Here is a 13,582-nt window from a genome sequence, read left to right as displayed (position 1 = left end):
ATGCAAAAAATACTGATTGTCATAGGGATCTTGCTCGTATTAATGGGATTAACCTGGCCATTCATTAAAAAGCTTGGACTTGGGCGCTTACCGGGTGATATTGTCATTCGTAAGGGACAGTTTACCTTTTATTTGCCAATTACCACCTGCATTATTTTGAGCATCCTCATCACAATTATTATTTGGCTTATGAATCGTTAACGCTTCTGATGAAGTACGTCTTTAACCTAAATTAGCCAAGATCCCCCTACGCAATCGACGTTTGGTAAGTCAAGATAGGTGCGGTAATTTTCTTCATTTATTCCACCCGTGGGGCAAAATCTTACGTCAGGGAAGGGGCCATAAAACGCTTTTAAGGCGGGGACTCCACCTTTTGCTTCAGCTGGAAAAAATTTAAAATGAGTATAGCCATACTCAAGTCCTATCATTAGCTCTGAAACACTACTTATTCCAGGGATAAATGGAATATTGCCTTTCTTACCCGCGAGAAGTAAATCAGGGGTTAACCCAGGACTTAGTGCAAACTGAGCGCCAGCTTGCTCAGCTTTTTTAAGCTGCCCGGCATTTAATACCGTGCCGGCTCCTGTAACAGCCTCAGGCACTTCACGACGAATCAACTGGATCGCTTCCAATGCCACCGGCGTTCGTAGGGTAATTTCAAGTACCTTAATGCCTTTGGCAAGAAGTGATTTCGCTAATGGAAGCGCTTCTGCCAGATCGTTTATCACAATAACGGGAATAACCGGCCCGAATTTAAACAGATCGCTAGGCTGTAGCGGCCATTGTGTTTGTTGTATTGTATTCATAGTTCCCCTGTTGCTTTAAACATAACGCCGCACCTAGCAATCCTGGCTGTTTGGTCGTGATCGCAAACGTTGCAATGGATTGATTAACTGAGCTAAAACGACCTTTAGCTTCAAATCGCTCCCGAAATTTCAAGGCATTTAATTGTGGTAATAACTTTGGAATCATCCCACCCGCTAGATAAACTCCACCATACGCATTGAGTGTTAAAGCCAAATCCCCTGCAAAACTACCTAATATTGCAAAAAATTGATCTACCGTAGTTTTAGCCAATGCATCGCCTTGCAGAGCAAGTGTTGCAATGTTTGAAGCAGATAGTGGAGCTATAGAAAGATTGGAATACTCGGCTAATGCCAAATAGATCTGCTCTAAGCCTGAACCAGATAAAACACGCTCAATGCTAACGCGACCAAACTGCCGCTTTAAAAAACGATAAATACAGTGCTCTTGTTCGGTTTCAGCACACCATCCCACGTGTCCGCCTTCACTTCCTAAAGGAGTATATTTTTCAGAATCCGAAATGAGAAATGAGACGCCGAGTCCCGTTCCTGGACCAAGAATGACTTTGGGCTTACCAGGAAGCGTCTTTCCTCCACCAATTTGAACGGTTTCATTTCGAGGAATAACCGGTAAACTCATCGCAATAGCAATAAAATCATTCATTACGATGAGCTCTTCAAGCTGCAATGTTACTTTTAAAGCAGAAATAGAACACTGCCAGTGAAGATTCGTCATTGAAATCTCATCCCCTAAAATGGGACATGCGACTGCAATGGCCGCTCGCTTTATGGGTTGACCAACAACCGTGTGCTGATAATGGGAAAAAACGGCTTCAAATGAAGGAAATTCTGCACAAGAATACACGACGAGGTGGCTTAAATGCATGGTCTCTAAATCAACCGCAGCAAAACGCGCGTTTGTTCCCCCAATATCAGCAACAATAACAAGATCACTCATATCCTTGTGCCTCGCTGACATACAAACTGCAAGCCCCTTGCTCTGCACCACTCAGCTCTTTTCGTAATGCACCAAATAATTCACGCCCAAACCCTGAATAATGATGAGTGAGCGATGCAGTTGCAAGCTGTCTTGCATCTAGCTCTGCTTTAGAAACCTCCAAATTCAATACCCCTTTAAAGGGATCTATAGCAATTAAATCACCAGTTTGCACTTTTCCAATGAGTCCGCCTTCTGCGGCTTCGGGTGTCAGATGAATGGCCGCCGGTATTTTGCCAGAAGCCCCAGACATTCTTCCATCGGTAACCAAAGCAACCTGATGGCCACGGTCTTGCAAAATACCTAATAGTGGAGTCAATTTATGCAACTCAGGCATGCCACAAGCTTTGGGGCCTTGATATGACAAGACAATGACACAATCTTTATTAAGCTCCCCTGCTTTAAAGGCTTTTTCTACCGCATCCTGACTGAAAAATACGACGGCAGGTGCTCGAACAATACCTTTACCTTCTGGCAAGGATGATGTTTTCAAAACAGCACGTCCCAAGTTTCCACTTAATACACTTAGACCACCTTGTGGATTAAACGGAGCTTTAGCGCTGGTTAATACCTCTTTGTCTTTGGAAAAAGTGGGTCCTGCTACCCAAGATAATTTTCCTTCTAATAATTGCGGCTCTTCGGTATATCGCTGCAATCCAAAACCTGCTACCGTATTTACATCCTCATGAAGCAAACCGGCTTCAAGCAAGGTATGAATTAAAAAAGCCATGCCACCGGCTCTTTGGAAATGATTGATGTCGGCATATCCATTCGGATAAATTCGAGTAATCAGCGGGGTTACCTTAGATAGCTCAGCAAAATCATCCCAGTTCACGATAAATCCTGCTGCTCGAGCGATGGCAACAAGATGCATGGTATGATTGGTTGAGCCACCGGTTGCCAGAAGTCCGACTATCCCATTGACCAGTGATTTTGCATCAAACAGTTTACCAATCGGTAAATAATGATCACTAAGATGGGTCAATTCAAGGACTCGCTGAGCCGATGCTTCGGTTAATGCTTTTCGTAAAGGCGTATTAGGATTAACAAATGAGGCTCCTGGAAGATGCAATCCCATTATTTCCACTAAGAGCTGGTTGGAGTTAGCTGTACCATAGAAAGTACACGTTCCTGGGCTATGATACGAAGCGGACTCGGCATCTAATAGCGCTTCTTTATCAACCTCTCCTTTAGCAAATTTTTGTCGAATTCGCGCTTTATCAAGATTCGATAATCCAGAAGGCATGGGACCTGCCGGAACAAAGACAAAAGGAAGATGACCAAAACTTAAAGCCGCGATAAGTAAACCCGGTACAATCTTATCACAAATACCAAGCATCAATCCGCCATCAAACATATTGTGAGAAAGACTTACGGCTGTGGCCATCGCAATGACATCGCGGCTCAGTAAGCTTAGCTCCATACCAGGCTGGCCTTGAGTAATCCCATCACACATAGCCGGCACGCCACCTGCAAATTGAGCAATTCCACCTGCATGAGCAATTACTTCTTTAATATGCTGTGGATAGGACTCATAGGGTTGATGCGCTGAAAGCATATCATTATAAGCCGATACAATAGCGATATTTACCTTTGCTTTTTCTCTTAAATCTTTTTTTTCAGCAGCATGACATGCTGCAAAGCCGTGGGCTAAGTTGCCGCAGCCTAAGGCATGGCGATGAGGGCCTAGCTTTTTAGCTTGTTCGATTCGTTCAAGATATAAGGTTCGAAAAGGTTTGCTTCGCTCAATAATACGGTTTGTTACCGTGTGGACCACTTTATTCATACATCTTCCTTAATCACTACAAAGGAGAATACATCACTTGCACATCGCATTGATGATGGTGTAAAAACGCTCGAATAGGCATCTCTAAAGGATCAACTCGTTCTAATGCTTGGTTAAATACAGCCAGTTTTTTTTCACCGACTAGGTGCAAAAACACTACGCGGCTATTTAAAAGTCTTTTTTTCGTCAGTGAGATGCGCTGATAAGGAGCATACATTGGATGAACTTCTAGCACCGCTGAAGTCGTTTCATCATCTAAGCCCATCTTGATTTCAGGACTACAAGGAAATAACGACGCGGTATGACCGTCTTCACCCATACCTAAGATCACCGCATCAAACGTGGGAAGTAACGCGATGGTTTGCTCGATATCTAAAAAAGATTTGCTCTCATCATTTAGACTGATAAAACGAGCTTTGGAAGCAAAATTCTGCAACAAGGTCTCCCTCACCATCCGCTCATTACTATCGGCCGCCGTCACAGGGAGCTTTCGTTCATCAGCCAGTGTGATGGTGATGTTTTTCCAATCTAATGGCCGTTCGGATAGTTTTTTAAATAACGGCTTAGGAGTCGTTCCGCCTGAAACCACCAAATAAGCTTGACCACGCTGTTCAATAGCTTGTTGAAGCACCGCGGCTATTTGTTCTGCAAAATCATGATTTAACGTTTCAGCATTATCAAAAGAATGAATTTTCATCTTATTCGTCCCAATTTCTATCATCCCGAGCAAGCAATGAAATAGCAGCAACCGGGCCCCATGTACCTGCTTGATAAGGTTTTGGTGCTTCAGAATGGCTGTGCCAAGCATCAATAATACCATCAACCCATTTCCAAGCGTATTCGACCTCATCACGACGAACAAATAAATATTGATTGCCAAGCATTGCTTCAAGCAATAATCGCTCATACGCATCCGTGATGCGCTGAGATTTGAAGGTTTCATCGAAGCTTAAGTCTAGCTTGGTTTGTTGCAAACGCATGTTTTTACCTAAGCCCGGGATTTTATTCATAATCTGAACTTCAACCCCTTCATCGGGTTGGAGGCGGATAATTAATTTGTTAGCGGGGAGCTCATTAATGGTTTTATGAAAAATATTTAATGGTTGTGATTTAAACGAAATGACCACTTCGCTAAGCTTTTTAGGCATACGTTTTCCGGTCCGAAGATAAAAAGGAACGCCAGCCCAACGCCAGTTATCAATATCCACTTTCAATGCAACAAACGTTTCGGTCTGGCTATTAGCACGTGCGCCCTCTTCTTCGAGATAACCAGGGACTGAATGGCCGCCTGTAAATCCACTCACATACTGACCTCTAACGGTTTTTTCTTTAACATTTGTGTAATCAATAGGTCTTAGAGCTTTTAACACTTTCAGTTTTTCATCACGTATGCTTTCAGCATCTAAACTTGCAGGGGGTTCCATGGCAATCAGGGATAAAATTTGCAACAAATGATTCTGAACCATATCTCGCATTTGCCCCGCATCATCGTAATAGCTCCATCGTCCTTCAACACCAACTTCTTCTGCGACGGTGATCTGTACATGGTCAATCATCGTGCGATCCCAATTAGAAGCAAAAATCGTATTGGCAAAGCGAAGTGCGAGCAAATTTAATACCGTTTCTTTTCCCAAATAATGATCAATACGATAAATCTGATTCTCATCGAAATACCGGGCTACTTCATTGTTAATCTGCTCTGAAGAAACTAAATCCTTTCCAATGGGCTTTTCCATAACCACGCGGCAAGATGGGTTGGCTAACCCTACTTCAGCTAACCCTTGACATATCGGCCCATACAAAGAGGGAGGTGTTGCAAAATAACTAACCGTTAAACGTTGATTCGGCTCTGTGAGCGTCATAAGCTTTGCATAATCATCGGGCCGACTTAAGTCAATTGAAAGGTATTCAATTCGGGGCTTTAACTGCTGCCAAACCGCATCTTCAAACGGTTCTTTTAAAAATTTACGTAAGTTATTTTCTACAAGCTTGCAATATCCTTCGAGCCCAAGTTCATCGCGCGCCACGGCTATAACTTTTCCATCCCTAGGTAATAAATTTGCCTTTTGTAATTGATACAACGCTGGAAGTAGCTTTCTAGAAGCTAAATCGCCTTTGGCACCGAATAAAATTAAATCACAAGCATTTTCTTTTGACGTGGGCGACATAGTGTCGTTTTCCTCATAATTAAGACCTGTTTTAGAGGCCCTACTCTGCTTTTAGTGCAACAATCACCAGTTGCAATTTGGTTCTGCCACCATACTCATTAATATCCAATCGATAAGCAGCATGGACTCGATTCAGACGATAATTGGGCCAGGCATTCAAATCCACATTAAACGCAATGGCATCTAACACATCCCCCCCCTGTTCATGTATAAGGGTTAACTTTAAATGCCGCTCCCCAACTAAACGCTGATCTAAAATTTCAAAGCGATTGTCAAAGACTGGCTCAGGGAAGTGCTGGCCCCAGGGACCTGCTTCGTTCAATAACAACGCTAGATTTAGAGTTAACTCATCGGGAGCTAACGCACCATCGGTCAACACGTCACCCGTACAAACACTCAAATCAATATGCTTTGCAACCTCAGCTATAAAACACGTTTTGAAGTCTTTAAATTTTTCAGGCTCAATACTTAAGCCTGCGGCCATAGCATGACCACCGAACTTTATTATAAGGCCTGGAAAATCTTTGTCGATGGCTGCAAGCACATCGCGTATGTTTAATCCGGCCACCGAACGAGCTGAGCCTTTCAATTCTTTATCACTCACGGGCGCGAACGCGATTACTGGGCGATGAAACTTATCCTTTAATCGACCAGCTAATATCCCAATCACACCCTGATGCCAGGCGTTATCCACTAAGCATAACGCTTCTGGTAACGTATGATTCTCAACCGTTGAAGCCAATTTATCCAATGCTTGCAACGCTTGATCTTTCATCTCGGTTTCTATTTTACGGCGCTCAACATTCAACTCATCTAATGCTTCAGCCAAATGACGGGCATTGTGCTCATCTTCTGATAAAAGACACTCAATGCCCAGAGCCATATCATCTAGTCGACCAGCCGCATTTAATCTAGGCGCCACAGCAAATCCTAGGTCGCTCTCTCGTAATTTCTCAACCTTTCGACCAGCGACTTCAATCAGTGCTCGAATACCCGGGCGAACCAATCCTTTTCTTATTCTTGCGATTCCTTGGTTGACCATAATACGATTATTTTTATCCAAGGCAACGACATCAGCTACCGTTCCTAAGGCAACGAGATCTAAAAATTGTGCCATATTGGGTTCAACCAAACCCGTGTACTTAAACCAATCCAGATTCATTAAATGACGACGCAAAGCCATCATCACATAAAATATCACCCCGACACCCGCTATCGATTTGCTCAAAAAAGAATCGCCTGCCTGATTTGGATTAACGATGGCACACGCCTCGGGTAACGTATCGCCTGGTAAATGATGATCGGTTACCAACACATCCATACCGACTTCATTGGCAGCAGCCACGCCCTCAATGCTGGCAATTCCATTATCGACGGTAATAATTAAATCGGGCCGCCATTGGCTTGCCACGTTGACAATGGCAGGAGTTAAGCCATAGCCAAACTCAAAGCGGTTAGGTACTAAAAACTCAACGTGTTTAGCACCAAAGCTTTTAAGGGCTGAAACGGCAAGCGCTGTGGAGGTTGCTCCGTCGGCATCAAAATCACCTACAATTAAAATCCGTTGCTGCTCCTCGATAGCTTCATGAAGCCGAACGACCGCTTTATCTATATCCACCAATGCGTCAAATGGCTGCAAAGCGCGAAGGTTTTTTTCAAGCTCTCGGTCATCAACAATGCCGCGTGCGGCGTAAATTCGCTGCAAAACGGGATGAGCGACGGTTAAATTAGGCAAATTGGGGGGTACTGTTCGCTGCTTTATTTGCATAAGCTCTTAACTCCTCCAGCGTGCAAACCATCGTTTGGAACGTGTTTGATACACTGCATTGTTCCAAAACCACTGCACGGACTTGTTTTTTAATTGTTGTTGTAACTGGAATAGCGACTCATCCTTTAGATCATCAAATAATAAAAGACTATCCTTTGTGGGTCTATAACTTGGCTCGTAGCGCTTTGAATGTTTAGAAAGGATTTGTGCTAACCTCACCAACGATTCGGTCTGAGCCAAAATTGGTTTTTTCCCCTGTTCATGCAGCTCCCCTTCTCCCCAAAGCCAAATTCCATTAATAGGAAAATCGTTACGTTGTTCATTAAGCGCATGGCTGCTTAAAAACATTTGACTTTCGGTCATAAATCGCTGCCAATACATCGTGTTATCCAACGATTGCAATAACGGCATCATCGATTGATGTAATGCGTGATGAATCGGGATTGAAACAATCGGGGGCTTTTCATCACAACGTAACAGCCAGGTATGCTTATCTACAAAGTAGGTCTCAAAACCGTCCACGCGCACAAACTCAGTAAAGGCAATAAACCAGGCTTCGCTTTCTTTTTCAGAAAAATGAAGATCTGCGCCGCTGGCTTTCATGAGCGCATCATTATGGGTCGCTTCCCAATAGACTGGAGACGCCACGAGCCACTCACCGGATAGCTCAAATTGTTTCGCTAAAAGTGCTCCAACCGGCAAAGCATCTATCGGATAACCTACGCAGGCTAATACATGCGCGTAGAAATTACCCCCATTAGAAATTAAGTTGGCATTTTGAGGTAGCGCATCTATCTCAGCATTAATTACAACGTGCATAACTATCCTACTTGCAACAACCCATCTGCGCGAAATAACGTTTTTAAATTCCGTAAGGCCTGGCGTATACGTTGTGTGTTTTCGATAAGTCCAAATCGAACATAGGAATCGCCCTGTTGACCAAAACCAATACCAGGAGAAACAGCAACCGAGGCCTTATTTAAAAGGTACTTACTAAACTCAAGCGATCCCATTTCACGATAGGGAGCTGGTATGGGAGCCCAAACAAACATCGTGGCTTTTGGCTTTTCAACTTCCCAGCCAAGTTCATTTAGTCCTTCACAAAGCACGTTTCTTCTTTTTTCATATTCGTCACGAATTTCATGCACACATGCATCGCTTCCTTCCAATGCCGTAATTGCCGCAACTTGAATCGGAGTAAACATCCCGTAATCAAGATAAGATTTAATGCGAGTCAATGCGGCCACTAATTCTTCATTTCCACAAGCAAACCCCACACGCCAACCTGGCATATTGTACGATTTGGATAGTGAATACGTTTCAATCGCAACCTCAATAGCGCCTGGTACTTGCAATATCGAAGGGGCTTTGTAGCCATCAAATACAATATCGGCATAGGCTAAATCATGTATAATCCAAAGGTGATGTGCCTTAGCCAAGGCGACTACTTTTTCAAAAAAATCATACTCCACACAGTGCGTACTCGGATTCGCCGGAAAGTTAATAACCAACGCCTTAGGCTTAGGCCAGGTTTGAGCAATCGCTTGCTGAACGGCATCCAAAAATTGATATTCATCGACTAAAGGAATTTGTTTCACGTTGGCTCCAGCAATGACAAACCCATAGGTATGAATGGGGTAAGCCGGATCAGGTACCAAAATCGTATCGCCTGGTCCTGAAATAGCCAAAGCAAGATGCGCGAGGCCTTCTTTTGAACCGATGGTAGTCACAATTTGAGTATCGCTATCTAACTCCACATCGTAATGACGTTTATACCAAGAAGCCATCGCGCGCCGAAGACGAGGGATCCCTTTTGACATTGAATAGCGATGAGTATCTGGGCGTTTTGCGGTTTCAATTAGTTTATCCACAATATGATCGGGCGTAGGTGAGTCTGGATTTCCCATGCCAAAATCAATAATATCTTCCCCGCGTGCTCGAGCAGCTGCTTTGAGTTCGGTCAAGGTATTAAAGACGTAAGGAGGCAGGCGTTTAATCCGGGGAAATTGACTCATTTTAGTAACCTCTATGATATACTTGTTCCAGTATAAATTAATGAATAATTGAATACCACCATGCAAATTAATAAAGAACCTGCCGAACTAAACAGCATCCAATCTTATTCAGAGCATGAAGTTAAAATTAATCAAGAACTTTATCATTCTAATTTAATCGTTTGCCGGGAGCATATTATTACGACCTGGGAAGCAACCACGGTGCAGTCATTGGATATGGAATTGATGAAACCCATACTGGATACCAACCCCGAAGTTATTCTGATTGGCCATTCTAAATCACAAGCCCAGTTGCCTGTCCAGGTGTTATTGCCGTTATCACAGCAGCGAATTGGCGTAGAAGCGATGTCCTTGGGTGCTGCATGCCGAACATTTAATGTGCTATTAAGCGAAGGACGAAATGTAACCCTAGGAATTTTATTTTAGAGCTCTTTGTTGGGCTGCACTTCGTTTAGCCCAACCTACTGGCATTAAACTTGGCGTTTAGCTTCCAATACATTTGGTATTTGACTAATTTTACTTAAGAGTCGGGATAAACTGTTTAAGCCATCAATCTCAACGGTTAATGATAAATAAGAAATGTTTTCTTGCTTATTCGTTTGAGTCTGCAACGAATAAACATGCGCTTTTTCATTAGCCAATAAAGAAGTGACATCTCTCAATAACCCTGCGCGATCAAACGCTTTAATCAGAATATCTACTACATATTGCTCACGTGTGGCACTGCCCCAACTCACTTCTAAAAACCGACCTTTTTGTCGCTCGCTAGCATGGAGTACGTTAGGGCAATCTTTTCGATGAACCGAAACACCTCGACCCAATGTAATGTAACCAATCACATCATCACCTGGCACAGGCTGACAACAACGAGCCATATGGGTTAATAAATTACCAACCCCCTCAATGCGCAGATCACTGCCAGAAACTTCCGGCTTTGCATGCGTCTTTAATAAAGTTTCAATCTTACTTGTGTCGGGCTCTTGTGGAGTTAATCGGCTTAGAATTTGCCCAAGCTTAATGTCTCCTCGTCCAAGCGCGGCATATAAGTCATCAAGCGCTTTAAAATTAAACGACGCAACCACTTCATTTAAACGATCGGTCTTTAATCCTAATGATTTTAATTCTTTATCTAATAGCTCCTGGCCTTCGGCTTTATTTTTATCAAAATCTTGTAATTTGAACCAATGCAATACCTTGGCTTTCGCGCGTGAGGTTTTTAAATAATTGAGATGAGGATTAATCCAATCCCGAGAGGGCTTAGATTCTTTGCCCGTTAACACCTCGACGCTATCGCCTGTTTTAAGAGTGTAGGTTAAGGGAACAATGTGTCCATTCACTTTAGCGCCTCGACAACGATGGCCCACTTCACTGTGTACGCTATAGGCAAAATCAAGTGGTGTTGACCCTCGTGGTAAATCCAATACATCACCATCGGGCGTGAACACATACACACGTTCTTCCAAAAACTCTTGCTCGATGTCTTGTGAAACTCCTTGGTTGGTTGCCATCTCACGGTGCCAAGCTAAAACCTCACGTAGCCATTCAATTTTACGCTCATGGCTTTCTTTTTGCTGACCCGCTCCTTCTTTGTATTTCCAGTGTGCTGCAACACCCATTTCAGCTAAGTCATGCATTTCAAAGGTGCGAATTTGAACCTCAAACACTCGACCTTCAGGACTTTTTACTGCCGTATGTAACGATTGATAACCGTTTGGCTTGGGATTTACAATATAGTCATCAAATTCAACAACGACTTGCTCCCATAAGGAATGCACAAGGCCTAGAACCTCATAACACTGCTCTTTAGTATCCACTAAAATTCTTACGGCTGTAGCATCATAGATTTCATCCAAAGAAACATTTTTACGAGTCATTTTCTTATAGATGCTATGAATATGTTTCGAACGCCCATACACAGCAAAGTGCCCAAAGCCTAGTTTTTTAATTTGCTGATTTAACTCATCAATGATGGTGTTAACAAATTCATCGCGCTCTAATCTTTTTGATTTTAACCCTTTAGCAATGGCTTTATATTCTTCTGGATGCAAATAACGAAAAGCCAGATCTTCCATTTCCCATTTGATAGCCCCAATCCCAAGGCGATTTGCTAACGGCGCATAAATTTCCATAGCTTCTCTAGCCAGCTGCTTTCGCATGACTTCTGGCATCGGGGATGAGGTACGTAACACGCATAATCGCTCAGCAAGCTTAATCAACACCACACGAACATCATCTACCATCGCTAAGAGCATTTTGCGAATATTATCGATTTGATGTTTGCTTTGTGGAAATTTATTTAAAGCACTGAGGCTCGAAATCCCGCTCATTTTTTCGATGCCTTTCACCAGTTTTGCAATGGATGAACCGAGTTGTTCTTCAACCACATCCAAAGATAAATCGGTGAAGTGCACCGTTTCGTATACAATAGCGGCAATCAAGGTTTCTTTATCGACTTCGAGATCAGCTAAAATATCAGCCATCACAAGACCTTGCTGAAAACAAGACTCACCGGTTTCTGTAGCTTGCTCGGCACCAGCCAGTTGACTTAACGTGCAGGCATTTCGGATCAACTCTATATCCGTTAGATAACCTTTATTGCCTAAATGGTGCAACCACTGTTCTACATCAATACTTCCTTCCAATAAGATTGCTGTCGATTCTTTAACCTTGACCATAACAACCGTCCTTTATTGAGCAAAATTTCAGGTTTTATCAAATACTGCGATGGACTCCACATGAGCGGTATGAGGAAACATATCCATCACCCCCGCCGATTTAAGGGTATACCCATGAACATGAAACAATATATCAGCATCTCTGGCTAATGTGGCTGGATTACAGGATACATAGACAATACGGCTTGGATTAATTCGATGAATGTGCTTCACAATGGCCAGTGCACCTGTACGAGGAGGATCCAACAACACTTTGTTAAATTTAAAATCCGCGAATATCGCAAATGTTCGTTCATCTTCAAGGTTGGCCGCTAAAAATTGAGCGTTGCTTAATTGATTTAACCGAGCATTCATGCGCGCTCGTTGAACCATTCGCTCACTGCCCTCAACACCCAATACCTCTTGGCAATGTTTTGCCATGGGAAGTGAAAAATTCCCTAATCCGCAAAATAAATCTAAGACATAATCAGTCGGTTCAAGTGCCAATAATTGAAGTGCTTTATTGACCATGAGACGATTTAAATTTGAATTAACTTGAGTAAAATCAGTAGGATGAAATTTAAACGTAATCGCTTCATCCGGCAGCTGATAACTTAAAAACTCATCCGAATCCTTAGGATAGAATAGGGATACAGTATCTTCACCGCCAGGCTGTAAATACAATTTAAATCCAGTTCGAGCTCCGAATGCTGCTAGTTTTTTCTCATCTTCTTCGGTTAGAGAACCTAAGTTTCTAAAAATAAGGGCTGTATCTTCATCACCTTCTGCTAATTCTATCTGTGCGATGGAGGATGGATTAGAAAAACCATCGATTAGCGTTCGCAAATTTAACAACTCAGCATCTATTTTCGCACTTAAAACGTTGCAAGATGAAATGTCAGCAATATATCTTGGGTTGCTTTTTTCCCTAAACCCCACCAAGGTAGTATGTTTTTTTTCAACAAACCGAGCACTTAATCGCGCTTTCTTGCGATAATGCCAGTGCTCGTTTGTTAAAGGCTCTAAAACCTGCTCGGGTTTGAGATGCCCTGTTCTTGCTAGCAAATCGAGAAGCTGCTCTTGTTTATGGTAGATTTGTGCCTTAGCATCGAGATGTTGTAAGGAGCATCCACCACAAACTCCATAGTGAGGACATTGAGGTACAACTCGCTCTAAAGAAGGTGCAAGAATCTCAATGACTCTTCCCTCATCAAAATCTTTCTTTTGACGAAGATATTGAAAACGGACTTGCTCGCCAGGAAGTGCGCCTTCAATAAAGGTTGCTTTGCCGTCGATTCGGGCAATACCGCGACCATCGTGACTGAATCGTTCAATAGTGGCGGTGAACGGTATGTTGGGTAGGCGATTACGTCGTTTACTCATGAATACAT

The 13,582-nt window shown here is 42.9% G+C and carries 12 protein-coding genes; 2 read left to right on the top strand and 10 right to left on the bottom strand.

The features are described 5' to 3' along the window. Nucleotides 1-201: a DUF2905 domain-containing protein gene (locus tag E1O41_RS00170; protein ID WP_131775288.1), complete on the top strand. Its 201-nt coding sequence runs from the start codon at nucleotides 1-3 to the stop codon at nucleotides 199-201. Between the two features lie 26 nt (nucleotides 202-227). On the opposite strand, the gene E1O41_RS00165 is transcribed toward E1O41_RS00170, so the two are convergent. From E1O41_RS00165 to alaC, 8 genes are read right to left on the bottom strand one after another with little or no spacing between them, the layout of a single operon-like run. Further along, on the bottom strand, nucleotides 228-806 hold the full coding sequence (locus tag E1O41_RS00165; protein WP_131775287.1) for a bifunctional 4-hydroxy-2-oxoglutarate aldolase/2-dehydro-3-deoxy-phosphogluconate aldolase: 579 nt from the start codon (nucleotides 804-806) through the stop codon (nucleotides 228-230). Next, on the bottom strand, nucleotides 766-1,761 hold the full coding sequence (glk, locus tag E1O41_RS00160) for a glucokinase (RefSeq protein ID WP_131775286.1): 996 nt from the start codon (nucleotides 1,759-1,761) through the stop codon (nucleotides 766-768). The genes E1O41_RS00165 and glk overlap by 41 nt, the downstream gene beginning before the upstream one ends. Further along, entirely contained in the window at nucleotides 1,754-3,586 is a 1,833-nt protein-coding gene (gene edd, locus E1O41_RS00155) for a phosphogluconate dehydratase (RefSeq protein ID WP_131775285.1), read from the bottom strand. Before edd ends, glk begins: the two co-directional genes overlap by 8 nt. Before the next feature lie 16 nt (nucleotides 3,587-3,602). Continuing rightward, complete coding sequence (gene pgl / locus E1O41_RS00150; RefSeq protein WP_131775284.1) at nucleotides 3,603-4,283, bottom strand: 6-phosphogluconolactonase; 681 nt, start codon at nucleotides 4,281-4,283, stop codon at nucleotides 3,603-3,605. Nucleotide 4,284: 1 nt separating this feature from the next. Continuing rightward, entirely contained in the window at nucleotides 4,285-5,754 is a 1,470-nt protein-coding gene (gene zwf, locus E1O41_RS00145) for a glucose-6-phosphate dehydrogenase (RefSeq protein ID WP_131775283.1), read from the bottom strand. Between the two features lie 40 nt (nucleotides 5,755-5,794). Further along, on the bottom strand, nucleotides 5,795-7,522 hold the full coding sequence (gene recJ / locus E1O41_RS00140; RefSeq protein ID WP_131775282.1) for a single-stranded-DNA-specific exonuclease RecJ: 1,728 nt from the start codon (nucleotides 7,520-7,522) through the stop codon (nucleotides 5,795-5,797). Nucleotides 7,523-7,528: 6 nt separating this feature from the next. Next, nucleotides 7,529-8,341, bottom strand: coding sequence for a hypothetical protein (locus E1O41_RS00135; RefSeq protein ID WP_131775281.1), 813 nt, complete (start codon nucleotides 8,339-8,341; stop codon nucleotides 7,529-7,531). 2 nt (nucleotides 8,342-8,343) lie between these two features. Continuing rightward, entirely contained in the window at nucleotides 8,344-9,537 is a 1,194-nt protein-coding gene (gene alaC / locus E1O41_RS00130) for an alanine transaminase (protein WP_131775280.1), read from the bottom strand. A gap of 60 nt (nucleotides 9,538-9,597) precedes the next feature. Here alaC and E1O41_RS00125 point away from each other — a divergent pair, with 60 nt between their 5' ends. Beyond that, a complete protein-coding gene (locus E1O41_RS00125) occupies nucleotides 9,598-9,963 on the top strand; it encodes an Mth938-like domain-containing protein (RefSeq protein ID WP_165481045.1) in 366 nt (121 codons plus the stop codon). Nucleotides 9,964-10,007: 44 nt separating this feature from the next. On the opposite strand, the gene relA is transcribed toward E1O41_RS00125, so the two are convergent. Continuing rightward, nucleotides 10,008-12,212 carry a GTP diphosphokinase gene (relA, locus tag E1O41_RS00120; RefSeq protein WP_131775278.1) on the bottom strand — a complete coding sequence of 735 codons (2,205 nt, stop codon included), beginning with the start codon at nucleotides 12,210-12,212 and terminating at the stop codon, nucleotides 10,008-10,010. A gap of 27 nt (nucleotides 12,213-12,239) precedes the next feature. Continuing rightward, nucleotides 12,240-13,574: a 23S rRNA (uracil(1939)-C(5))-methyltransferase RlmD gene (gene rlmD, locus E1O41_RS00115; protein ID WP_131775277.1), complete on the bottom strand. Its 1,335-nt coding sequence runs from the start codon at nucleotides 13,572-13,574 to the stop codon at nucleotides 12,240-12,242. Nucleotides 13,575-13,582: the final 8 nt, after the last annotated feature.

Source organism: Legionella impletisoli (assembly GCF_900639875.1).
Classification (GTDB): domain Bacteria; phylum Pseudomonadota; class Gammaproteobacteria; order Legionellales; family Legionellaceae; genus Legionella_A; species Legionella_A impletisoli.
The sequence above is the reverse complement of the archived record's forward strand: the minus strand, read 5'-3'. Positions and strand labels throughout refer to the sequence as shown.

Excerpts from the sequence above, each read along its gene's own strand:
- zwf (WP_131775283.1), bottom strand. The coding sequence starts at position 5,754 with ATGTCGCCCACGTCAAAAGAAAATGCTTGTGATTTAATTTTATTCGGT.
- E1O41_RS00125 (WP_165481045.1), top strand. The coding sequence starts at position 9,598 with ATGCAAATTAATAAAGAACCTGCCGAACTAAACAGCATCCAATCTTAT.
- alaC (WP_131775280.1), bottom strand. The coding sequence starts at position 9,537 with ATGAGTCAATTTCCCCGGATTAAACGCCTGCCTCCTTACGTCTTTAAT.
- pgl (WP_131775284.1), bottom strand. The coding sequence starts at position 4,283 with ATGAAAATTCATTCTTTTGATAATGCTGAAACGTTAAATCATGATTTT.
- rlmD (WP_131775277.1), bottom strand. The coding sequence starts at position 13,574 with ATGAGTAAACGACGTAATCGCCTACCCAACATACCGTTCACCGCCACT.
- E1O41_RS00170 (WP_131775288.1), top strand. The coding sequence starts at position 1 with ATGCAAAAAATACTGATTGTCATAGGGATCTTGCTCGTATTAATGGGA.
- edd (WP_131775285.1), bottom strand. The coding sequence starts at position 3,586 with ATGAATAAAGTGGTCCACACGGTAACAAACCGTATTATTGAGCGAAGC.
- glk (WP_131775286.1), bottom strand. The coding sequence starts at position 1,761 with ATGAGTGATCTTGTTATTGTTGCTGATATTGGGGGAACAAACGCGCGT.
- relA (WP_131775278.1), bottom strand. The coding sequence starts at position 12,212 with ATGGTCAAGGTTAAAGAATCGACAGCAATCTTATTGGAAGGAAGTATT.
- E1O41_RS00135 (WP_131775281.1), bottom strand. The coding sequence starts at position 8,341 with ATGCACGTTGTAATTAATGCTGAGATAGATGCGCTACCTCAAAATGCC.
- E1O41_RS00165 (WP_131775287.1), bottom strand. The coding sequence starts at position 806 with ATGAATACAATACAACAAACACAATGGCCGCTACAGCCTAGCGATCTG.
- recJ (WP_131775282.1), bottom strand. The coding sequence starts at position 7,522 with ATGCAAATAAAGCAGCGAACAGTACCCCCCAATTTGCCTAATTTAACC.